The organism is Candidimonas nitroreducens (genome assembly GCF_002209565.1).
Taxonomy (GTDB): Bacteria; Pseudomonadota; Gammaproteobacteria; order Burkholderiales; family Burkholderiaceae_B; genus Candidimonas; species Candidimonas nitroreducens.
The window spans coordinates 802,803-824,929 of record NZ_NJIH01000003.1 but is presented as its reverse complement, the minus strand read 5'-3'; the positions used below and the strand labels follow the sequence as shown (position 1 = coordinate 824,929).

The following is a 22,127-nucleotide window of genomic DNA, read 5'->3' as shown; positions in this document are numbered from 1 at the left end:
CCTCGACACAAAATCCGCATACCCCCGGGAGGAAACATGAAACTCATAACGAAATGCGCCAGCACGCTGGCCACGGCACTGTTCTGCGCCTCGGCGCTGGCGGCGGGCTATCCCAACCATCCCATCAAGCTGATCGTGCCCTTCCCGCCGGGCGGCGGCACCGACCTGATCGCCCGCGAACTGGCCAAAACGCTGTCCCAGCAAAACGGCTGGAACATCATCGTCGACAACCGCGCGGGCGCCGGCGGCGACATCGGCGTGGCGGCCGCCGCCAAGGCACCTCCCGACGGCTACACCTGGGTGCTGGGGCAGACCAGCAATCTCGCCATCAATCCCACGCTGCACAAGGGCCTGCCCTACGACCCGTTCAAGAGCTTCGCGCCCATCAGCCTGGTCGCCGAGTCGCCGCTGGTGATGGTGGCGCCCAAATCGGCCAAGTACGACAACGTCGCGGAATTCGCCAAGGCCGTACACACGGCGCCCGCCAATAGCATGAACATAGGCCTGCCCGGCATAGGAACCGTAGCGCACCTGACCACCGTACTATTCGAGCGCACCGCCGACATCAAGGTCACCAATGTTCCCTACAAAGGCGCATCCGACGGCCTGCCGGCTTTGATCGGCAACCAGCTGCAGGCCTACATCTCGTCCATTCCCACTCTGCTGGGCTCCATCAAGGCAGGGCAGATCAAGGCCCTGGGCGTGACCTCGCAAAGCCGTGTATCGGTGCTGCCCGACGTGCCCACGATCGACGAGTCCGGCTACAAGGGCTTCAACGCCACGACCTGGTTCGGCATTCTCGTGCCCGCCAAAACCTCCAGCGACATATGCGCGGCCTTGAACCAGGCAATCAACAAAGCCGTCCAGGATCCCGCCTTCGTGAAACAGATGCAGGCGCAGGGCGCGGCCACGCTGGGCGGCTCTTCCGCCGATTTCACGAAACGGCTGCATGCCGACTATGACATGTGGGCCGATCTCATCAAGCAGGCCCACATCACGCTTGCCCACTGAACCCCCGGGCGCCGTCCGCAGCATCGTGCACTGATGCTCGGCGCGCCGCCCTCAAAACCTCCGGAGCCTCACCCATCATGACGAAAAATCTTCCTTTCATACGCAAAGACATAGAGCGCGTTTCCGCCGACCTGGTCAAGCGCGCCAGCCAATTCCAGGCCGCCATCCTGGCCGACGTGGGCGGACGCCGCGGCGCGCTGGGCGGGCGCATCAAGCCGCTGCATCCCTCCATGAAGGTCGCGGGGCCGGCTTTCACGGTCGAGGTGCGGCCAGGCGACAACCTGATGTTCCATGCGGCCCTGGCCCTGGCCGAACCCGGCGACGTGATCGTCGTCGAAGGCAAGGGCGATACGTCGTCCGCGCTGTGCGGCACCATCATGTCCACGCAGGCCCAGGCCAAGGGCCTGGCCGGCTTCGTGATCGATGCCGCGGCCCGCGACTCGGCGGAAATCGCCGAAGGCACCTTTCCCGTTTTCTCGGTGGGCACCAACCCCAATGGGCCGACCAAGGCCTTGAGCGGCCGCGTGAACTGGCCGGTGACGCTGGCCGGCACCACGGTGAACCCCGGTGACCTGATCGTCGGCGATGCCGACGGCGTGGTCGTCGTGCCCAAGGAAAATGTCGAGGAAATCCTGGTGCTCGCGCAGAAGAAGGTGGACGCCGAGGCCAAGCGCATCGCGGCCATCAAGAGCGGCGACCTGGGCGCGCCCTGGCTGCTCGCCACGCTGGTTCAGGCTGGTGTGCTGAAGGACGGCGAAACACTATGAATGGCAACAAGCAGGCGATCCTGGTCACGGCGGCAGACCTTGCCCCGCAGGCCCTGGATCTGCTCAAGGATTTCGACGTGGTGTTTGCGGGGCCCCGCCCCCAGGAAAGCGACATCCTGGCATTGATCAAGAAGCACGACCCGGTCGGCATCATCGTGCGCTACGGCAGGATCAGTGCCGCGGCCATCGATGCGGGCCGTTCATTGAAAGTCATCTCCAAGCACGGCAGCGGCATCGACACCATCGACAGCCAGGCGGCCAAAGCGCACAAGGTCGCGGTTTGCGCGGCAGTGGGCGTGAACGCCGCGGCGGTGGCGGAACACGCCATAACCTTGATGCTGGCCTGCGCCAAGTCGGTAGTGAAGATGAACAGCCGCATGCATGCCGGGCATTGGGACAAGGCCAGCCACAAAAGCATAGAACTGCGCGGACGCACCCTGGGCCTGATCGGCCTGGGCGCCATAGGCGCGCGCACAGCCCTGATCGCCCATGCCATGGAGCTGAACGTCATCGCCTACGACCCCTATGCAAAACAGGCTCCGGACTACGTGCGCCTGGCGGGCCTGGACGAAATATGGCGTGCCGCCGACATCATCTCGCTGCACTGCCCCCTGACGGCGGAAAACCGCAATCTGATCAACGCGCAGACGCTGGATCAGTGCAAGCCAGGGATCATCATCGTCAACACCGCGCGCGGCGGCCTGATCGACGAAGACGCCCTGCTGGCCGCGGTGCATAACGGCCGCGTCGGGGCGGCGGCCCTGGACAGCTTCCAGCAAGAGCCGCCGCCCGCCACGCACCCCTTCTTCAAGGAAGAAAAGATCTTGCTCAGCCCGCATATCGGCGGGGTCACGCAAGACGCCTACGTCAACATGGGCGTGGCGGCCGCGCGCAACCTGCTGAGCCAGCTGGCCTGACTCGCCCGGAAAGGAAAAGACGCCATGTTTCTGAGCCATCAAGTGGAAATACGGGACGCGGAAATATACAGCTCGATGCCGGACAAATACCGGCGCACCGGCGTGGCTTCGGAATGGGCCAAGGCCAACCGCGGCGGCACCGCGGTCGACTCCTTCCTGGAAGGCCCCGTCTTCGACACCGCGGGCAACTTGTACGTTACCGACATTCCGTTCGGCCGCATTTTCAAGATATCGCCCGACCGCCAATGGACGCTGATCGTCGAATACGACGGCGAGCCCAACGGCATGAAGTTCCTGGGCGAAGGCCAGCTCGTCATCGCCGACTACAAGAACGGCCTGATGCGGCTGGATCTGGCAAGGCGCGAGGTTCGCCCTTATCTGTCCCGCAGGAACACCGAAAGATTCAAGGGCGTCAACGACCTGATATTCGATACGGCCGGCAATCTTTATTTCACGGATCAGGGCCAGTCGGGCCTGCACGACCCCAGCGGCCGGGTATACCGCCTGGCCCGCGACGGCCGCCTCGACCTGCTGCTGCACAACGTGCCCAGCCCCAACGGCATCGCCCTGAGCCCCGACGAGAAAGTGCTTTATGTCGCGGCGACCCGCGGCAACTGCATCTGGCGCGCGCCGCTGATGGCCGACGGCAGCGTCGCCAAGGTGGGGCAGTTCTTCACATCCCACGGCCCCAGCGGCCCCGACGGCCTGGCCGTCGACCAGGCCGGCCGCCTGATCATCGCCAACCCCGGCCTGGGCCGCGTCTGGGTATTGAACGAACTAGCCGAACCCGACGAGGTCTGGCGCAGCCCGCGAGGCAAGTCGCTGACCAACATCGCCTTCGGCGGCCCGGACGGCAAAACGCTGTACTGCACCGAGTCGACCAGCGGATCGATATTGGCGATCCCGATGCAGCATGCCGGGGTGCCCCTTGCTCGCTGATATTTACTTTGCGGCCGGGGCGTGTGCCGACACAGCCGCACGACGAAACGACCCACTGATTCATTTCATAAATAATTGGAGAGAACCCATGAAGAAACTGCTCATCGGCGCGCTGTGCGCCGCCGTCATCCTTCCCGCCGCCGCATCCGCCGCCTATCCCGACCGGCCCATCAACTTCGTCGTGCCTTATGCGCCCGGCGGCACGGCCGATTCACTGGCGCGGCTGATCGCACATCATCTCGGGCAGAAGCTGAATCAAAGCGTGGTAGTCGAAAACAAGTCGGGCGCCAGCGGCATGATCGGCGAGGCCTATGTGGCTCACGCCAAGCCCGATGGCTACACCGTGCTGTACGATGCGACCCCGCTGGCGATCAACCCAGCGCTGCGTAAAATGAGCTTCGATCCGGCCAAGGATCTGATGCCACTGACACTGGTGTCGGTCACGCCCAATATTTTGGTCGTGCCAGAAAACTCGAAGCTGAAAAGCGTTGCCGACCTGGTCAAGGCCGCCAAGGCCGATCCGGGCAAGCTGACCTTCACTTCCGGCGGCACGGGCACCGAGCAGTTCATGGCGGGCGAACTCTTCCGGCAGGGCTGGGGCATCGATATGCTGCACGTGCCCTACAAGAGCGGCGGCCCGGCCATCATGGCGACCGTGGCGGGCCAGGTGAACATGATGTTCCCCAATATTTCTTCAGCGCTGGCGCTGGTCAAGCAAGGCAAGCTCAGGGCCCTGGCCATCACCTCGCCCAAGCGCAATCCGCTGCTGCCCGATACCCCGACAGTGGCCGAGTCGGGCCTGCCCGGTTTTCAAACATACGAATGGAACGGCATGCTGGTGCCCAAGGGCACCCCCAAGGCGATCGTGCAAAAACTGCAGGCCTCGATACGGGAAGTGCTGCAGGAACCCGAGGTCAAGGCCAAATTCAACTCGGTAGGCAACGAGGTCGTGGCCTCCACGCAGGAAGACTTCCAGAAATATTTGACGGAGGACTTCGCGAAATGGGCGAACGTGGTGAAGAAGGCCCATATCGCCGTGCAGTGATTGCCCGCCGCAGCGGACTACGATCGTAGTTTCCTGCAACAATCCGGCAAGAAGCCTGCGCTCCTTGCCGGTTTTTTCACGGCCGCCACGGCAGCAAAATAGAATGCGTACGCCACGGCATGCCGGCCGCGGCGGCGCGCCAGATCAAGACGGGCGGCCCAACCCAGGGATTTTTTGGTTTACGAACATGACCAGCAGCAACTCACCCCACCTGCCCATCAGGGCCGACTGGCTCGCAACGCGCCGCGAAGACATCCTCTGGCCCGAACTGCCGATTATCGATCCGCACCACCATCTCTGGGATCGGCCCGGATCCAGGTATCTGCTGGACGAACTGAACGCGGACATCTCTTCCGGCCACAACGTGGCGGCTACCGTCTTCGTGCAGTCGCGCAGCATGTACAAGCAGTCGGGCGAAGAGCGCTACAGGCCCGTGGGCGAAGTGGAATTCGCCAACGGCGTGGCGGCGTGCTTTGCCAGCGGGCTGTATGGCCCGCGGCGCGGCTGCGCCGGCATCGTGGCCTGCGCCGACCTGACGCTCGGAGCCGCGGTGGACGCCGTGATCGAACGCCTGCTGCCCGCGGGCGGAGGCCGGCTGCGGGGCATACGCAACTCGACCGCCTGGCATGAAGATGCAGAAGTCCGAAGCAACCCCATACAGCCGCCGCCGGGCCTGCTGGCGGATGCGCGCTTCCAGGCCGGCGCTGGACGCCTGGCAAAATACGGGCTGAGCCTGGACGTATGGGCCTACCACACGCAACTGCCGGAAGTCCTGCAACTGGCGCGGGCCTGCCCCGACGTCTCTATCATCATCGACCACATCGGCGGCCCGCTCGGCGTCGGCCCCTATGCCGGCAAGCGCGACGAAGTATTCCAAGACTGGCGATCCGGCATGCGCAGCCTGGCCGCGCTGCCGAACATCCGCGTCAAGCTGGGAGGCTTCGGCATGAAGCTCACGGGCTACCGCCATTACCAGCTCGACACCGCGCCGTCGTCCGATATGCTGACCGCAGACTGGCGCCCCTACATCGAAACGCTGGTAGAGCTGTACGGCACCCGGCGCTGCATGTTCGAAAGCAACTTCCCGGTCGACAAAGGCATGTACTCCTACCACGTGCTGTGGAATGCCTACAAGAAAATCTGCCGGGAATGCTCGCAGCAGGAAGTCGCCGACTTGTTCCACGACACCGCGCAACGCACCTACGCCGTGGACGTGTCCTGAGCCATAGGCCAAAGGCTGCCTGCCGGCAGCGGCCGCGGCGTTGCAAGTCAAATGCCGATGCGGCACACGGCCAGGCTGCCGGTACGCTTGCCGGCAGCCCCGCGGCCGCGTCAGTTCTGGATCCCGAGTTTTTTGGCCAGCTTGCCATAGCTGGCGACTTCCTGCTTGATCTCGGCGGCGAAGCTTGCCCCGCAAGTGGCATCGGGCTGCAGCCCCAGCGCGTCGAGCTTCTGCCGCATCTGCGCGTCGGCCTGGAATCCGCGCGCGTATTCCTCCAGCGCCGACAAGGCCGCCTTCGGGGCGCCTGCCGGGGCCAGCAGGCCGTACCATGCGTCCTCGGAATAATTCTTGATGCCGTCCTCGGCAAAGGTCGGCACATTGGGCAGGGACTTCAAGCGCGCGCTCGACGCGACCGCCACCACCTTGAGCTTGCCGGACTTCAACTGGGACAATACGGAACCCAAAGTGGCAAACGACATGTCCACCTGGCCGCCCATCAGGGCCGTAATCGCCGGCGCGGCGCCGTTGTAGGGAATGTGATTGAATTTGGTGCCCGTGATTTCCTCGAACTTGGCCATCGCGAAATGCCCCGAACTGCCGACTCCGGGGGACGCGACCGAATATTTACCCGGACTCTTCTTCGCCCTGGCGATGACGTCCTGCAGGCTCTTGACGGGCAGCGAAGGCCCTACCACCAGCACGGTCGGACTCTTGGCAAAGGCGCAGATCGGCGCAAACGATTTCTCGACATTGAACCGGATCCTGTTGCCGTACAGGGCCGGGGTGGTGGTGAGATTCGTTGCCGCCAGCAGCACCGTGTAGCCGTCGGGCTTTTCCTGGCTGACATATTGGGCGGCAATCGTCGAATTGGCTCCCGGCTTGTTCTCGACGATAAAGCTCTGCCCCGCCTTCTGGCTGGCAAAATTGGCGAAAGCGCGCGCCACCACATCGGTGGGGCCTCCCGCGCTGAATCCGACCACGACCTTTACCGGATTCACCGGATAACTCGCGCTGCTGGCATGCGTCGTACCGGCCAATGCCATGGCCGACAGCGCTGCCAGGGCAGATATCGATTTCATCAAACACTCCTCCATAGGGAAATATCTTTGCCGCCCCAAACGGGACGACTTTCGGTTTGCGACAACCCGGCAGAAAATAAAATTCAATCTATGCGCCGCACACTGCAAATGGCTGAGGGGCTTTATTTATCCGCCGCGAACGACTATAAAATCATGTTTTGTAGTGCACAATTCCATTTCTTCTGTTGAAATACGGTGCACGTAATGCGGCGGCCATGCCGCCCCATGCCGGACAGCCCGTGCCAGACAGGCCATGGGGCGAGCCGTTCCAGACAGATCGAGGAGAGGGCTTTGAAAGAGAAACCAGACGCAGCACCCGATACGGGGGTCATCTCGGTCAACAGGGCGATAGGCTTATTGGAAGCCTTCAGCGTGCAGGACGGCTACCTGTCCCTGGCCGAGCTCAGCCGCCGCACCGGGCTGCACAAGACCACGGTATTACGCATCGCCCGCACCCTGGCCACGCATCAATACCTCGTCTATCGCGAAGACGGCGCATGGCGCCTGGGGCCTGCCTCCGGATGGCTGGGCGCCCGCTACCAGGCATCGTTCGACGTCACGGCCTCGGTCGAACCCGTCCTGCAGGAACTGTCCAAGCTGTCGGGAGAAAGCTCGACCTTCTTCGTGCGCGAAGGCAATGCCCGCATATGCCTGTACCGCGTCGAGGGGCCGCAGGCGATCCGCTTCCACATCCGTGTCGGACAAGTCCTGCCGCTGGAAAAAGGCTCGCCCGGGCAAGTGATACTGGCCTTCACCGGAGCCCCCGGCCCCGCGTTCGACAGCATCCGGCGCAAGGGCTACTACATTTCTCTGGGGGAACGCGACGCCGACGTGGCCAGCGTGTCGGCCCCGGTATACGGGGTCAACTGGCAGCTGCTGGGAGCCATCAGCATCTCGGGCCCCCTTACCCGCCTGCCGAAAAAAAAGCTCGAGGCCTTTGCGGAAACCCTGGTGGGCAAGGCCAACCAGTTGTCCATAGCGCTGGGGGGCAAGCGCGCGGTGACCTTGGCCCGCTGATCAGGCCCGCGGCCGGAAGCGCCGCAGCCGCAGCGCATTGCCCAGCACGAACACGCTGGACAAGGCCATGGCCGCCGCCGCGAACACCGGCGAGAGCAGCGGGCCGCCGAAGAGGTACAGCACGCCCGCGGCCACCGGGATCAGCGCCACGTTGTACGCAAAGGCCCAGAACAGATTCTGCCGGATGTTGCGCATCGTGGCCCGCGACAGATCGATGGCCGCCGCCACGCCGGCCAGATCACCCGACATCAGCACCACATCCGCCGCCTCGATGGCAATGTCGGTGCCTCCGCCCACGGCCAGCCCGACGTCCGCCGCGGCCAGCGCCGGCGCATCGTTGATGCCGTCGCCCACATAGGCAAGCACACCGTAACGGGCCTGCAGGCGCCGCACGGCATCTACCTTGCCGGCGGGCAGCACTTCGGCAACGACCTCGTCGATGCCCAGCTGCGAGGCGATCGCCTGCGCGGTGCGCCGGTTGTCGCCGGTGAGCATGGCGACCTTCAGGCCCAGGCCGTGCAGCGTGCGCAGGGCCTGGGCCGTAGTGTCCCGCAGCGGGTCGGCAACCGCCAGCATCGCGGCCAGCCGGCCGCCGACGGCGGCATACAGCGGCGTCCTGCCCTGCTCGCCCAGCCCTTGCGCCGCCATGGCAAAGGCCGATACATCCAGGCCCAGCTGCGCCATATAGCGGTCGGCGCCGACGTCCACCCGAACGCCCTCCACCTCGGCGCCGGCGCCCATGCCCGTGGCCGCCGCAAAGCCGCGCGCCTCGGCCACGGCAATGCCTTCGGCCTGGGCCGCGGCGACGATGGCGCGGGCGATCGGATGTTCGGATTTCGCCTCTACGGCCGCAAGCAGCCCCAGAACCCGCAGCCGGTCGAAGCCGGGGGCGGGCAGCAGGTCGGTCAGTTCGGGCCGGCCCTTGGTCAGCGTGCCCGTCTTGTCGACCGCCAGCACGCTGGTCTTTTCCAGGGACTGCAGCGCCTCGCCCTTGCGGAACAGCACGCCCAGCTGCGCCGCCCTGCCGGTACCGACCATGATGGAGGTGGGCGTGGCCAGGCCCATGGCGCAGGGGCAGGCCACGATCAGCACCGCCACCGCATTGACCAGCGCCAGGCCCAGCGAGGGCGCGGGGCCGAAGACCAGCCACAGCACGCAAGTGAGCAGCGCGGCGGACATCACCGCCGGCACGAACCACATGGTGATGCGGTCGACCAGCGCCTGGATGGGCAGCTTGGAACCTTGCGCCTGTTCGACCATGCGGATGATCTGCGCCAGCACCGTGGCGCCGCCCACCTGCGTCGCCCGGAACGTCAGCGCGCCGTTCTGGTTCATCGTGCCGCCCACCAGCGAGGCGCCGGGGCCTTTTTCGACCGGCATGGACTCGCCGCTGATCATGGACTCGTCGACGAAGCTGGCGCCTTCCACCACTTCGCCATCGACGGCAATGCGTTCGCCCGGGCGCACCTGAACCAGGTCGCCGCTGCGCACTTCTTCCACAGGTATCTCGCGCGCCTCGTTGCCGCGCAGCACACGGGCCATGCGCGGCTGCAGGTCGAGCAGGCGCTCGATCGCCGCCGAAGCGCGCCCCTTGGCGCGCGCCTCGAAATAGCGGCCCAGCAGGATCAGGGCAACGATGACGGCGGCCGACTCGTAATACACGTGCACCGTGCCGGCGGGCAGCAGCCCCGGCGCGAAGGTGGCAACCGCGGAATACAGGAACGCCGCCAGGGTGCCCGAGGCCACCAGGGAATTCATGTCCGGCGCCCCGCGCAGCAGCGCCGGCACCCCATGGCGGAAGAAGCGCCAGCCGGGGCCGAACAGCACCAGGGCGGTCAGCACGAATTGCGCCACCCAGCTGGCCTGGCGGCCGATGGTGGCCTCGATGTAGTGATGCCAGGCGGGAAACACATGGCCGCCCATCTCGGCCAGGAAGACCGGCAGGGCAAGCACCACCGCGACGATCAGCGCGCGCCGCAGGCCAGCTTGCTCATGCGCGCGCCGGGCCTGTGTGCCGTCGGGCCGCCACGCCGTATCGCCCAGCACCTGCGCTTCGTAGCCGGCACGCGCCACCGCCTGCAGCAAGGCAGCGGACGCCACGCCGGGCAAGACCTGCAATTGCGCCCGCCCGGTCGCAAGATTGACCGCGGCCGAGGCCACGCCGGGCACGGCGGACAAGGCCCGCTCGACGCGGCCCACGCAGGACGCGCAGCTCATGTCGGCAACGGCCAGTTCCATCGACTGCCGCGGCACCTCGTAGCCCGCGGCCTCCACCGCCTGCACGGCCGCCGGCAATTGCGCGGCGTCCGACAAGGCTATGTCGGCCCGTTCCCGCGCCAGATTGACACTGGCCCGCGCAACGCCGGGCACGGCCGCGAGCGCGCGCTCGACGCGCCCCACGCAAGACGCGCAGCTCATGCCCAGCACGGGGATGCTGGCGACAGTGCCCGCGGCCGCGCCGTCGGGGCTCGCCAGGGGGCTGTTATTGATATCCAGGGTTTGCGTCATCTCGGTGCATTGCAGGCCGGAGGCCCGCGTTTTATCCATGATTGGTGTACTGTAAGGCTTCCCACGATGTTAAGGTCAAGCCGCCACCGCATGCCACAGCCCCTGCCCTCCGCCGCCCAGCCGCAAGCCCGCCTGTACTATGGCTGGCTGGTAGTCGCCGCCGGCTTCGCCGTCACCTTCGTCGGCTTCGGCTGCGCCTACTCATTCAGCGCCTTCATCGAGGCGCTGCAACACGATTTCGACGCCACGCGCGGCTCGGTCTCGCTGGTGTTCGCGCTGGCCGGATTCCTGTATTTCGGCTTCGGCATGATCAGCGGGCCGCTGGCCGACCGCTGGGGTGCGCGGCGCCTGGCGGTGCTGGGCATGCTGCTTACGGCCGCCGGACTCGCAGCGGCCGGCATGGCGCAAAGCCTGACCCAGGTCTACCTGGCCTACGGCCTGGGAGTAGGGCTGGGCGTGGGCTGCGCCTACGTGCCCGCCATGGGCACCGTGCAGCGCTGGTTCGTGCGGCGCCGCGGCTTTGCATCGGGGCTGGCGGTCAGCGGCATAGGCGTGGGCACGCTGGTGATGCCGCCGCTGGTTTCGCTGCTGATTCCATTGATGGGCTGGCGCGGCGCTTATCTCGTGCTGGCCGCCATTGCCGTGGTAGTGGGTGCCGGCATGTCGCTGCTGATAGAAGACTCGCCGCAGCAGCGCGGCCTGCAGCCCGACGGCGATGCGGCGCCCGAATCCGCCGCATCCGACGCGCATTTCCCCCAGCCCGCGCCGGCGGCACACCGGGCAGCCACAGCCAGGCCCGCCGACGCCACCGGCGCCACGATCCGCGACGCGCTGCGTTCGCGTCCGTTCATCGCCCTGTACGCCGCCGGCCTGTTCAGCTCATTCGGGCTGTTCGTGCCTTTCGTGCACCTGGTGCCCTATGCCCAGGATCACGGCATCGCGCAGCCGGTCGCGGTCTTGCTGATGGGCGCCATCGGCGTGGGCAGCACCGCCGGCCGCTTCTTCCTGGGCGGGGTGGCCGACCGCCTGGGCCGCCGCCCGGCGCTGCTGGCCATGCTGATGGGCATGGCACTGGCCTTGCTGATATGGCTGGCCTCGACCTCGATGTGGGCGCTACTTATATTCGCGCTGCTGTTCGGCCTGTTCTACGGCGGCTACGTCGCCCTGCTGCCGGCCCTGGTCATGGACGAATTCGGCGGCCGCAACATCAGCGGCCTGATAGGCATCCTGTACACCAGCGTCGCGTTCGGCAACCTGATCGGCCCCAGCGCCGCCGGCTACGCCTACGACCTGACCCACAGCTATGCCGTCCCCATCCTGGCCAGCGCCGCCTGCAACCTGCTGGCCGTGCTCATCCTGGCCCGGCTGTCGCGGCGCGGCCCCTGATGGACATCGGGCCGAAGAAACAAACAATAAGCGCGCATCCCTCGAGCGCCGGATCAATTATTTTTGACGAAAGGCGCAAGCTCGCTACGCAGATTATCCATGCTCTTCTTGATGCCCTGGCGCAGATGCGACACGTCGCTGTTGCCCATGAAGAGCCGGTAGCCCATCCGGGCGAATTCGGCGATTTGCGACTGGTTGTGCGGATGGCACTTGCCGAATTTCCCATGCCTCTGGCAAGCGGCAATGACCTTTTCCATGGCGTCACGCAGCAACGGATGATCGTACTGGCCCTGTATGCCCAAGGAAAAAGTCATGTCGTTGGCTCCGACGGCGAGCACGTCTATGCCTTCGACCTGCGCGATTTCATCGCAGTTTTTCAGGCCCTCCAGGGTTTCGATTTGCGTGATAACAAGGGTCTGCTGGTTCACTGACGGCAAGTACTCATCTGCTTTGGGCGTACGGAAATCGCTATGCGCCGCCGTCAGGCCCAGTCCGCGGCTACCCATCGGAGCATATTTCACGGCCTGGACTATCTGGCGCGCCTGATCCGCGGTATCGATATTGGCCACCTGCACGCCTGCGGCGCCGGCGTCCATTACGCCGGCGAGATAATGGTACAGATTCTCTGGCACCCGAACGATTGGTGCGATATCGGTAGCCTTGAACCAGGCAATCAGATCCGCAACGCGTTCGATGCCGAAGCCGCTGTGCTCCATGTCGATGATGACGTAATCGACGTCGCCGTATTCAAGAATCTTGGCCACTCCCCGCGTGCCGACCTCCATGATCTGCATACCAAGCGGGCTGCCGCCCTCACGCAGGACACGGCGGATGCGGTTTTCTTTCATGAGCATAATGTGTACCTCTTAGAAATCGAACAGGCGGGCGGGGTTTTCGACCAGGATTCTTCTTTGTGTCGCGGCATCGGGCACCCACTGTTCGAACAGCCCCAGCAGCTGCGGATAGGTAACCACATCGAGGTGCGACAGGAATGGCCAGTCGCTGCCCCAGACGATACGGTCAGGGTTGTTCTGGACAAAGGCACGTGCCATAGGTTCGATGTCGGTGAAATCGGGCGCCTTGGAAATTCGGTAGACGCCTGTAAACTTGATCCAGCAGCGGCCCATGGCGTGCAGGCGCAGGAAATCGGCGAAACCTTCCTGGCTCACGCCTTTTTCTGCGGGGAACACCCCCATATGCCCCACCGAGAAATCGCAGGGCAGTCCGGCCAGAGTCGGTAGCAGTTCGCGTAACGCTCTGTTGGGTACAAGAAATTCCAGATGCCAGCCTCGGTCGGCAGCCCGCGAAGCCAGCTTGTGTGCATGCTCGGCAGCTCTGCGGGTGATGTCGGGATCGGTGGATCGATACCCATAGTTGACTCGGATAGAACGAGCCCCGCGGGCATGCAGCGCATCGAGTTCGGTATCGGTAACTGTGTTTTCGTCGATAGAGACGATGGCCCTCGCTCGATCCCTGCCAAGCGTCTCGACGGCATCGAGTATGCAACGATTGTCGTAACCGTAATGGCTCGGCTGGTCGAACACGACACGTCTCACGCCTTCGGGCCCGCTTTCCGCCAGTAACCGTGCTAGCGGCGCATCGGGCGGCTCGGAGCGCAATTCGCCAGTCTTCAAGGGATAGCGCTCGCGTGATTCGAAGATATGAACGTGGGTATCGCAGATTGCACCCAGCCTCGCTCGAGCCTCGGTCATGGTCGTCCTTTTTGACATCAGTTTTTAGTGATCTTGACTATCTTGGTCAGAGCCCGCATTTCGGCTGTTTCATCAGCGATTCGTTTTGCAAGCTCTGCCGGTGTTCCAGGAATCGGAACCATGCCCATACCTGCCAAGCGCTTGACGGTAGCCGGATCGTGCAGAATCTCATTCAGGGCCGCGTTGAGCTTATTCACGATGCCGGCCGGCAGGCCCGCCGGCCCCATCAACCCGTTCCAGGCGCTCTGGATATAGCCTTTGACGCCCGCCTCGGCTGCGGTAGGGATATTCATCCCGACCAAATCCGAACGCCGGTGAGAAGCGACGGCGAGCACCCGCAACGAACCGGCCTGAACCATAGCGCGCACGGACGGGTAACTGGAGAACAACGCGTTGATCCGGCCGGCGACCAAGTCGGGCACGGCGGCCCCGACACCCCGATACGGAACATGCGTAAAGTGGGTTCCCGTCTTCCACTGGAACATTTCCCCGGCGATGTGCGCAGCCGATCCACTGCCGCCCGAGCCGAAGCTCAATTTTCCAGGAGCAGCCTTGGCCGCAGCAACCAACTCGGCCAGGGTGTGAATTTTTGATTTTGCGGGAATCGTGACGACGACCGGGCTGTCGCCCATCGTGCCGATCGGCACCAGGCGTGCCGGATCGTAGGGAAGTTTATGGTACAGGAACGGTGCCATCACCACCGTTGCTGCCGACGCAACAACGAGGTTGTACCCATCGGGGGGCAGATGGGCGACTTTCCCGGTGCCAATGACACCTCCCGCACCAGCGACATTCTCGACAATGAACGATTGCCCGAATTTCTGGGACAGTGCCTGAGCACACAGTCGGGATATGGCGTCCGCGGCCGACCCGGCAGAGAACGGCAGGATGATTTCCACAGGCCGGCTGGGGTAGCCGGCGTCAGACTGCGCCCATGCGTTTATATTTCGGCCGATCAGTGTCAAGCCAAGTAATGAAAGCGAAAACCTGCGCCGCGCGAGCCGTGGGCCCGGCTTTGTACCGCGCTGTTGCGTGGAGCGGCAATCGGTGTCACTGTAGCGGTCAGGAAAGGTGTGCATGTTAGTCTCCTTGTGCCGATGAACGACATCGTTATGCGTAGAGATGCACCTCGCGAGGAGGCGCCCTCCTGATATATGGTCATTCGCCGGCCCGTGGTGAAGCTATCCCGATATGGCTGGGCACCATATGCGCCCACAAACGGGTCACCGCCCCGCGGGGGGTGTGGGCTCGGCGCCGAGCCACTGCATTGCCTGCCAGGCAGCTGCCTTGACTGAAGACCAGACTGGGCGGTGCAAGCGTTCGGCGAGACCCGGGATAATTTCACGGGTCGGCAGCTGAGAGCATGCGATGAAAAGGGCATGCCCGTCCGAAGACGCCGTTTCTATGCACTTTTCCGTGACCTGTACGGACGTGATCCGGCCTAGTTCGGTGGGGTTCTGTGCATGGAACGACTCCAGGCGGCCAACGCGGATGCCCGAGCTGGTAAGGAAAGTCCTGAGCATTTCGCTCTTCCAGTCCACATAGGGCGATACGACATCGACCTGATCGATGCCCGCATCCGCCAGCGCCGCCAGAATCGCCGTAGAGGTACTCACGGTGGGAGCTTGTACGAATTCGGAAATCGCTTGTACGAAAGCGGTGTCGCCGGCCGGCCCAGCCAAAAACCCTGCGGAAGTACAACCGTAGATGGCCAGGTCGGCCCCGTCGCCGATCAGTGGCTCAATGGCGTCGATCGTGTTCTTCCGGTACTGCGGCAGGTCGCTGACTTCGAGCGGCCGGGGCGGGCGCGGAACGCGCACGACGGTCAATTCCGTAATGGCGGGACAGTAGGCCCGGATTTCGGGCTCCATCGTCGTGTTGTTAGCCGGCACGACCAGAATTACCCTCAGGTTTCCGTTGGACATGGAAGAGACTGCCGCAGTGATTAGGATGCGACCATTCTATTGTCCTGGCCCATATCGCGAAATTAGAGAATTCTGACGCCTGCTATAGCGGAAACTGATAGCGCACTGGCAGTGCGCTCATACAAGCTGCGCTCGTACGACGCTATATGAGCGGCCGCGGCGAAACACAGCGCCAGGAAATCAGTTGACCTCGTCGGCTTCCAAGTGCGGAGACTGCACGAATGCCGGCTCCGGCCCGAGCAAGCGGGCGCCCTGCCAGCTCCCCGAGCCGATGAGCTCACGTATCAGCAAGTACAACTCGTCTCTCACCACCGAAGCGCATGGCGACAATTTCTTTTCGGGTAAGGAGTACAGCAGGCTGGTTCGCTTCATCTGCGCATCGGCAATCGGCAACACACGCCAATATTCCGGCTCTCGCCACGAATGAATGGCAGCCATGGGTTTGATTGTGACGCCCATGCCGTCGGCCAGGCATCGCATAAGCAGCGGAAGCGAGTCGATCTCGGCAACTGCGTTCAGCGGCACATTCGCATGGCTGAATTCAGCCGTGATACAGCGGCGCAAGCCGCGGTCGGTACTGGGGACGATGAGGGGAAGGCTGGCTATTTCCTCAAGAGACAACGACTTTTTCATGGGCGGCACCAGCGGGCTGTCTGCCGGCAGGATAACGAACAAGTCCTCTTCCAGCAGCGGCTCGAATTCCATCTCGCTTGCGGCCTTCGGGTGGAACAGGATGGCGAGATCGAGCTCACCAATCTGGGCCATATGCTGCAAATGGACGCTCATGCCCTCGATCACATTGATAGACACGCCCGGCATGCATTGCCGGATGTGCCGCATCAATGGCAGCCCTAGCTGGCAGTTCGTGGTGGGAGCAAGCCCGAGCTTCACACATCCGCTTAACGCAGATTTTTCTTTTCGGGCAATGACGACGGCCTGGTCGACCTGCCTCAGCACGAACTTGGCATGATGGTACAGCGCGGTGCCGTTCGGAGTGGGTGTAACGCCTCGGGACGAACGCACCAACAAGGGCCGGCCGATGTCCTCCTCCAGTTTGGCGATTTGCTGGCTGAGAGCAGGCTGGACAATGGATAACTGACGCGAAGCTTTGGCCAGACTTCCACTTTCGACAATCTGTACGAAATATCGAAATTGCCTTAGATCTATCATGATGGCCGCCTTGAAAGAGGTGCGAGCGCAACGGTTTATTCCGCACGCGTCGTCTCCAGCGGCCATCGTATGAGGCAGGGAAGTCGCGACAGTATTGGAGATTTCCCTAAGAAATATTCGAGCAAGCCGAATACAGTGGCATCATCTGAAGTATCTTGCCGGGACGCAGAGCGCGGTGCCATGCACGATTTTTGCCGCCCCCGGCTCGTGCCGCAGTCCAAAGCGAAGTAATACCGCGGGTTCTGGAACAATCACATCGGCTTGATGCCGGCCTTGGCAACCAATTCCTTCATTTGCGCGGCCTCTTTGCGGATACGGGCAGCAAAGTCGTCGGGCGTGCCGGTCACAGGGATCATACCCATGTCGGACATCCTCGCCAACAGTTTTGGATCCTTAAAGCCCTGGACTACGACTTTGTTGATCTTGTCGACGATCGCGCGCGGGGTTTTAGCCGGCGCCATCAATCCGTTCCAGTTTCCGGCGATATAGCCATGGATGCCAAGTTCTTCCGCGGTGGGGAATTGCGGCTGGCCAGTCATACGGGCATCGGCGGCGATTGCCAGCACCCTTAGCTTTCCGGCCCGCACTTGAGGATCCACAACGGTATAGTTCACGAACATCATATCGACGCGGCCGCCCAGCAGATCGACCAGCGCCGGAGAAACACCCTGGTAGGGCACGTGCAGCAGGCTCACTTCGGCCCGCCACTCAAACAGCACCCCTCCGAGATGGGCGGCGGTACCATAGCCCGCCGAACCGAACGACAGCTTGCCGGGCTCGGCCTTCGCCATGTCGATCAACTGCTGGAGCGTCTTGATAGGCGATTCCTGCCGCACCACCACGGCGATCGGGCTGTCACCCAGCATGACGATGGGCTGCAGGTCGGTAACTGGGTCATAAGGCAGAACCTTGTGCATATAGGGGGCGATGGTAATCGCCGACGCGGACGCCGCCAACAATGTATAGCCATCAGCGGGCGCTCGCACGACGAACGAGGTGCCAATTGTGCCACCAGCCCCCGGCATGCTTTCGACAATATAGGATTGATGCAGTTGCGTGCTGAGCATTTGCGAGGCAACACGTGCCATTCGATCGATAGCGCCGCCAGGAGGGAACGGCAGAATCACGTGTACCGACCGGGCGGGGTAGCTATCTGCGGCCGCAGCCCATGTACTGTGCGACAGCATGGCTGCCACGCATCCGCATAGACCTCCCTGCAGAACAGTCCGTCTATCCATCGCCTGCTCCTTTTCTTCGGAAAGTGACAGCCGGCCGGGCCAGGACGATTCCATGGGAATATGCCGGCGGCGACAGCGCGAAGCTCAAAGCAAAAAGGTGGCGCCAGCCCCCGAGGCCATTGATACACGCCGCCGCAACGCACTGAAGTAGATCAATAGTGCAAGCGTGCAGCGTTGCTTTCGAATACATGCATCAATTCTATTGCCCGAGTACCCATCGCGGAATTAGAGAATTCTGACAGCAGCTATAGCATGAACTGATAACGGGCCGGCAATCGCGGCGCGCTGGATACCAGCCAGCGATCTCGCATACCCCTGGTTTGGCGCATACCGGCCACCCATCGAGGCGGCCCCTACGTGCGCCGGCTCCTGACTATGCCCGCCCCAGCACCGCCTTGGCGATGGTGTTGCGCTGGATCTCGCTGGTTCCGGTCACGATGCGGTATAGCCGCAGGCGGCGGAAGATGAATTCCACCGGGTGGTTCTTGGTCACGCCGACGTTGCCGTGTATCTGCATGGCCTTGTCGGCGATCTCGAAGCATTTTTCCGATACGAACAGCTTGCACATCGAGGCTTCCTTGCGGATGTCCTGTCCCGCATCGGCCTTGCGGGCCGCGTCCATGATCATGCTGGTGCAGGCATACAGGCCGGTGGCCATGTCGGCCAGCATGTGCTGGATGGCCTGGAAGCGGCTGATCGGGCCACCGAACTGGCGGCGGCGCCCCGCGTAGTCCAGCGCCATCTCGTAGGCCTGGCGCGCCAGCCCGGTCATGGTGGGGCAATGCAGCAGGCGGTTGACGCTGATGCGGCCCATCGCCGTCTTGAAGCCTGCGCCCTCCGTGCCTAGCAGATTGGCGCGCGGCACGCGCACGTGATCGAACTCGATGTCGGCGTCGACGTGCTGCCCGGTCATGGGCAGGCAATCGTAGGTCAGCGACACGCCGGGCCGATCCAGCTCGACCAGGATGGCCGATATGCCGTCGGTGCCCTTGTCGGGATCGGTCACGCACATGGTGATTGCATAGTCAGCAAAGGCCGAGGCGCTGATGTAATGCTTGCGGCCGGTGATCACATAGTCGTCGCCGTCGCGCACGGCGCGGGTGCGGATACTGCCGGCGTCCGAGCCCGACTCGGGTTCGGTCATGGCAAAGCAAGTGCCCATCTCGCCGCGCACCACGGGCAGGATGAAGCGCTCGACCTGCTCGGGCGTGGCGTATTTGATGAGATTGCCGATGCGCGACGGGCCGCCCCAGTCGCCCAATATGTGCGGAAAGAGTATGGCGCCCGAGGCCGCCACGTCGTCCTTGAGCACGCACAGATCCTGCACCCCCAGGCCTTTGCCGCCCAGCGCCGGAGGCACCTGCAGGCCATAGAATCCCAGTTCGCGGCAGCGCTGCCAGACCGCGCGCACGGTTTCCTTGGAGTAGCGGTCTTCGTAGGTGAAGCCGCTGGCGCGTTCAAAAGGAATGAGTTCTTCGGTGATGTACTGGTGCAGTCTTTCCCGGATGGACTGCAGTTCCGCACTTGCGGCCGCGTGTGTAGGGTTCATGAGTCGCCTCGGACATTGATCGGTACGAACAGCCTCATGTTGACAGCGCCGGCGGGATGGGCGGATTATCCTTGCGAAGATTTCGATAACGCAGAGGAATGCCGTGCGCCTGGAAGACCTGAACTATTTTCTGGCCGTCGCCGAAACCGGGCACGTGGGGCGCGCCTCGGAACAGCTCGGCCAGACCCAGCCGGCCCTTACCAAGGGCGTGCAGCGGCTGGAACGGGAACTGAACCTGCAGTTGTTCGAGCGCACGCCCAAGGGCATGGTGCTTACCACGGTGGGGCAGGCCTTTTTCGAGCGGGCGCGCGAGGTCAGGTTCGCCATGGATCAGGCGGTCAGGGAAGCCAACGACCTGCACCTGGGCAAGGTCGGCATGCTGCGGGTGGGCGTGCCGCCCAATTACGCCGATTACTTCGGCACCACCTGCGCCCTGCTGCTGCAGCAGCGTCCGGCAGCCCGCGTGCAGGTGACGATAGGCCTGAACGACCGGCTGTTCGCGGCCCTGCGCGTGGGCGACCTGGACTTGTGCATCAGTGCCCAGCAAACGCCGTCCGCCCCCGACTTCGACCAGCAGGCGCTGTTCTCGGATAATTTGCACGTGATCGCGCGCGAGGGCCATCCGCTGTTCCTGAAGCCGCGGCTGCAACTGGCCGACCTGGCGCAGGCCGCGTGGCTGCTGCCCGGGCGCAAGGTGGTGGCGCGTCGCACCATCGACGCCCGCTTCACCGAAAACGGCCTGCCCCCGCCCAACGTGGTGGTGGAATCCAGCTCGACCAGCTTCTCGATGGTCAGCATGGTGCGCGCCACCGACATGCTGACCGTGGCCACCGAATCGTCCATGAAGCGCCCCGAAAGCCGCGGGCTGCGTGCGATTCCGCTGCGCGAGGCGTCTTGGCCGCGGCGCATGGGCATAACCACGCGCCGCGGCTCGTACCTGTCGCCGCTGGCGCTGCGCTTCATCGAGATGCTGCACCAGAACAAGCCCGCGCTGTAAACGGCGCGGGCCTCAGCCCACGCGCCGATCCTGCCCGGCCCAGTACGGATCCTTGAGCATCTTCCGGGAGATCTTGCCGTTCGGATTCTTCGGCAGTTCGTTCAGAATCTCGATGGAGCGGGGCTTCTTGAAGTCTGCCAGCAGCGCCTTGCAATGGGCCGCCAGGGCGGCCGCGTCGACCGCCGCGCCGGGCTTGAGCACCACGGCCGCCTTGACCGACTCGCCCCAGAGATCGTCCGGCACGCCGAACACGCAGGCCTCGAAGACCTCGGGATGCTGGTACAAGACCTGCTCGACTTCCGTGGGATAGACATTGAAGCCGCCCGAAATGATCATGTCCTTCTTGCGGTCGACGATGTACATATAGCCTTCCTCGTCGGCGCGAGCCAGGTCGCCCGTGTGGCACCACTCGCCGTGCAGCGCCTTGGCGCTCAGCTCGGGTTCGCGCCAATAGCCGGCGAACACGTCGGGCCCGCGCACGGCGATCTCGCCGATCTCGCCGGCGGGCACCGGCACACCCTGGTCGTCCAGCAGGCGCACCTCGGTTTCGCCGAAGGGCCGCCCGCAGGACAGCAGCAGTTCGGGCCTGGCCTGCATGGCGCGGCCGTGATCAGCAGTACTTAGCATGATCATGCCGCCGGTGGTCTCGCCCGCGCCGTAGCCCTGGGCCAGCACCGGCCCCAGCACTTCCCAGGCCTCGCGGATGCGCGCCGGCGCCATCGGCGCCCCGCCGTAAGATATCTGGCGCAGCGCGCTCAGGTCGTAGCGGTGCAGCGATGGGTGCGTGATCAGCATATTGACCATGGTCGGCACCATGAACGTGAACTTGGCGCGGTACTGCTGCGCGGCGGCCAGGAAGCGCTCGGGGTCGAAGCGCTCGTGCAGCAGTATGGTGCCCCCCTGGAACAGGAAGGGCTGCATGAACATGCCGCTGGCATGGGTGATGGGGCCGGCCAGGGCCAGCACGTCGCCCGGGTCGGCCCGCATGCGGCCCATGACCACCTTGCGCAGCGAGGCCATGCGGTTGCCCACGGTCTGCATGGCGGCCTTGAGCTTGCCGGTCGAGCCCGACGTGAAATGCAGCACGGCCAGGTCGCTGGCCTGCATCTCGGCATCGGGGTTGTGGTCGGCGGCCGCGGCCAGCAGGCCTTCGTACGAGTATGCGCGGCCGCCCGCGGGATGCGCGGGGGATCGCGCACCGGCGTCCTCCTGGCCGTATGATGCGCCGATGGCGACGATATGCTCGACGCCCGGCAAATCGGCAGCCACGGCCATCACGCTGTCCCAGTGCGCCCGATCCACCAGCAGCACCCGCGCATCCGCATTGTTCACGGTCTCGACCAGCTCGGCCGGCGCGAGCCGGGCATTGAGCCCCACCTTGACCAGCCCGGCCTTGTACAGCGCGCATTCCAGCTCGATGATCTCGGGCCGGTTCCAGGCCTGGACGGCGACGCGGTCGCCCTTGGCCAGCCCCAGGCCCAGCAAGGCGCTGGCCAGCCGGTTCGTGCGGGTGTCGAGCTGGCTGTAGCTGATGCGTATGTCGTTGAAGATGATGGCGGTGTGATCGCGCCAGTACCGCGCATTGCGGCTGATGAAGCGTCCTTGATTCATGGAGTCAGGCCTCGAAGCTAGGGAATGTGGATGC

19 protein-coding genes are annotated in these 22,127 nt (G+C 64.0%); 9 read left to right on the top strand and 10 right to left on the bottom strand.

Annotated elements, in window-relative coordinates; genetic code table 11:
• The first annotated feature begins 36 nt into the window (after positions 1–36).
• The 6 genes from CEY11_RS07385 (at position 37) to CEY11_RS07360 (ending at position 5,901) form a co-directional block, all read left to right on the top strand.
• Complete coding sequence (locus CEY11_RS07385; RefSeq protein WP_158215227.1) at positions 37–1,011, top strand: Bug family tripartite tricarboxylate transporter substrate binding protein; 975 nt, start codon at positions 37–39, stop codon at positions 1,009–1,011.
• A 77-nt stretch (positions 1,012–1,088) separates the two neighbouring features.
• Positions 1,089–1,778: an RraA family protein gene (locus CEY11_RS07380; RefSeq protein WP_088602682.1), complete on the top strand. Its 690-nt coding sequence runs from the start codon at positions 1,089–1,091 to the stop codon at positions 1,776–1,778.
• Positions 1,775–2,695, top strand: coding sequence for a hydroxyacid dehydrogenase (locus CEY11_RS07375; RefSeq protein ID WP_088602681.1), 921 nt, complete (start codon positions 1,775–1,777; stop codon positions 2,693–2,695). Before CEY11_RS07380 ends, CEY11_RS07375 begins: the two co-directional genes overlap by 4 nt.
• A gap of 24 nt (positions 2,696–2,719) precedes the next feature.
• Complete coding sequence (locus CEY11_RS07370) at positions 2,720–3,634, top strand: SMP-30/gluconolactonase/LRE family protein (protein ID WP_088602680.1); 915 nt, start codon at positions 2,720–2,722, stop codon at positions 3,632–3,634.
• An 88-nt stretch (positions 3,635–3,722) separates the two neighbouring features.
• A complete protein-coding gene (locus CEY11_RS07365; RefSeq protein WP_088602679.1) occupies positions 3,723–4,679 on the top strand; it encodes a Bug family tripartite tricarboxylate transporter substrate binding protein in 957 nt (318 codons plus the stop codon).
• A gap of 187 nt (positions 4,680–4,866) precedes the next feature.
• Positions 4,867–5,901, top strand: coding sequence for an amidohydrolase family protein (locus CEY11_RS07360; protein WP_088602776.1), 1,035 nt, complete (start codon positions 4,867–4,869; stop codon positions 5,899–5,901).
• 110 nt (positions 5,902–6,011) lie between these two features.
• Here CEY11_RS07360 and CEY11_RS07355 read toward each other — a convergent pair whose 3' ends face one another.
• Positions 6,012–6,980 carry a Bug family tripartite tricarboxylate transporter substrate binding protein gene (locus CEY11_RS07355; RefSeq protein WP_088602678.1) on the bottom strand — a complete coding sequence of 323 codons (969 nt, stop codon included), beginning with the start codon at positions 6,978–6,980 and terminating at the stop codon, positions 6,012–6,014.
• A gap of 291 nt (positions 6,981–7,271) precedes the next feature.
• Between CEY11_RS07355 and CEY11_RS07350 the strand changes: the two genes are divergently transcribed.
• Positions 7,272–7,997: an IclR family transcriptional regulator gene (locus CEY11_RS07350; protein WP_233154752.1), complete on the top strand. Its 726-nt coding sequence runs from the start codon at positions 7,272–7,274 to the stop codon at positions 7,995–7,997.
• Here CEY11_RS07350 and CEY11_RS07345 read toward each other — a convergent pair whose 3' ends face one another.
• Positions 7,998–10,505, bottom strand: a complete 2,508-nt coding sequence (locus CEY11_RS07345; protein ID WP_143322724.1) for a heavy metal translocating P-type ATPase — start codon at positions 10,503–10,505, stop codon at positions 7,998–8,000.
• A 90-nt stretch (positions 10,506–10,595) separates the two neighbouring features.
• Here CEY11_RS07345 and CEY11_RS07340 point away from each other — a divergent pair, with 90 nt between their 5' ends.
• Positions 10,596–11,891 (top strand): MFS transporter, encoded by a 1,296-nt coding sequence (locus CEY11_RS07340; RefSeq protein ID WP_088602676.1) that lies wholly within the window; start codon positions 10,596–10,598, stop codon positions 11,889–11,891.
• 53 nt (positions 11,892–11,944) lie between these two features.
• Here the strand turns inward: CEY11_RS07340 and CEY11_RS07335 are convergent, their stop codons facing one another.
• The 7 genes from CEY11_RS07335 to CEY11_RS07305 form a co-directional block, all read right to left on the bottom strand.
• Positions 11,945–12,745, bottom strand: coding sequence for an HpcH/HpaI aldolase family protein (locus CEY11_RS07335; RefSeq protein WP_088602675.1), 801 nt, complete (start codon positions 12,743–12,745; stop codon positions 11,945–11,947).
• A 12-nt stretch (positions 12,746–12,757) separates the two neighbouring features.
• Entirely contained in the window at positions 12,758–13,603 is an 846-nt protein-coding gene (locus CEY11_RS07330) for an amidohydrolase family protein (protein ID WP_158215226.1), read from the bottom strand.
• 17 nt (positions 13,604–13,620) lie between these two features.
• On the bottom strand, positions 13,621–14,682 hold the full coding sequence (locus CEY11_RS07325) for a Bug family tripartite tricarboxylate transporter substrate binding protein (protein ID WP_088602673.1): 1,062 nt from the start codon (positions 14,680–14,682) through the stop codon (positions 13,621–13,623).
• A 144-nt stretch (positions 14,683–14,826) separates the two neighbouring features.
• Positions 14,827–15,528 (bottom strand): maleate cis-trans isomerase family protein, encoded by a 702-nt coding sequence (locus tag CEY11_RS07320; protein ID WP_088602672.1) that lies wholly within the window; start codon positions 15,526–15,528, stop codon positions 14,827–14,829.
• A gap of 180 nt (positions 15,529–15,708) precedes the next feature.
• Positions 15,709–16,698, bottom strand: coding sequence for a LysR substrate-binding domain-containing protein (locus tag CEY11_RS07315; protein ID WP_233154751.1), 990 nt, complete (start codon positions 16,696–16,698; stop codon positions 15,709–15,711).
• A gap of 251 nt (positions 16,699–16,949) precedes the next feature.
• Positions 16,950–17,990 (bottom strand): Bug family tripartite tricarboxylate transporter substrate binding protein, encoded by a 1,041-nt coding sequence (locus CEY11_RS07310; protein WP_088602671.1) that lies wholly within the window; start codon positions 17,988–17,990, stop codon positions 16,950–16,952.
• A 319-nt stretch (positions 17,991–18,309) separates the two neighbouring features.
• A complete protein-coding gene (locus CEY11_RS07305; protein WP_088602670.1) occupies positions 18,310–19,485 on the bottom strand; it encodes an acyl-CoA dehydrogenase family protein in 1,176 nt (391 codons plus the stop codon).
• A 103-nt stretch (positions 19,486–19,588) separates the two neighbouring features.
• On the opposite strand from CEY11_RS07305, the gene CEY11_RS07300 reads away from it, so the two are divergent.
• The gene (locus CEY11_RS07300; RefSeq protein ID WP_088602669.1) at positions 19,589–20,482 is read left to right on the top strand and encodes a LysR family transcriptional regulator; all 894 of its coding nucleotides are present in this window, start codon (positions 19,589–19,591) and stop codon (positions 20,480–20,482) included.
• A gap of 12 nt (positions 20,483–20,494) precedes the next feature.
• On the opposite strand, the gene CEY11_RS07295 is transcribed toward CEY11_RS07300, so the two are convergent.
• The gene (locus CEY11_RS07295) at positions 20,495–22,093 is read right to left on the bottom strand and encodes an AMP-binding protein (RefSeq protein WP_088602668.1); all 1,599 of its coding nucleotides are present in this window, start codon (positions 22,091–22,093) and stop codon (positions 20,495–20,497) included.
• Positions 22,094–22,127: the final 34 nt, after the last annotated feature.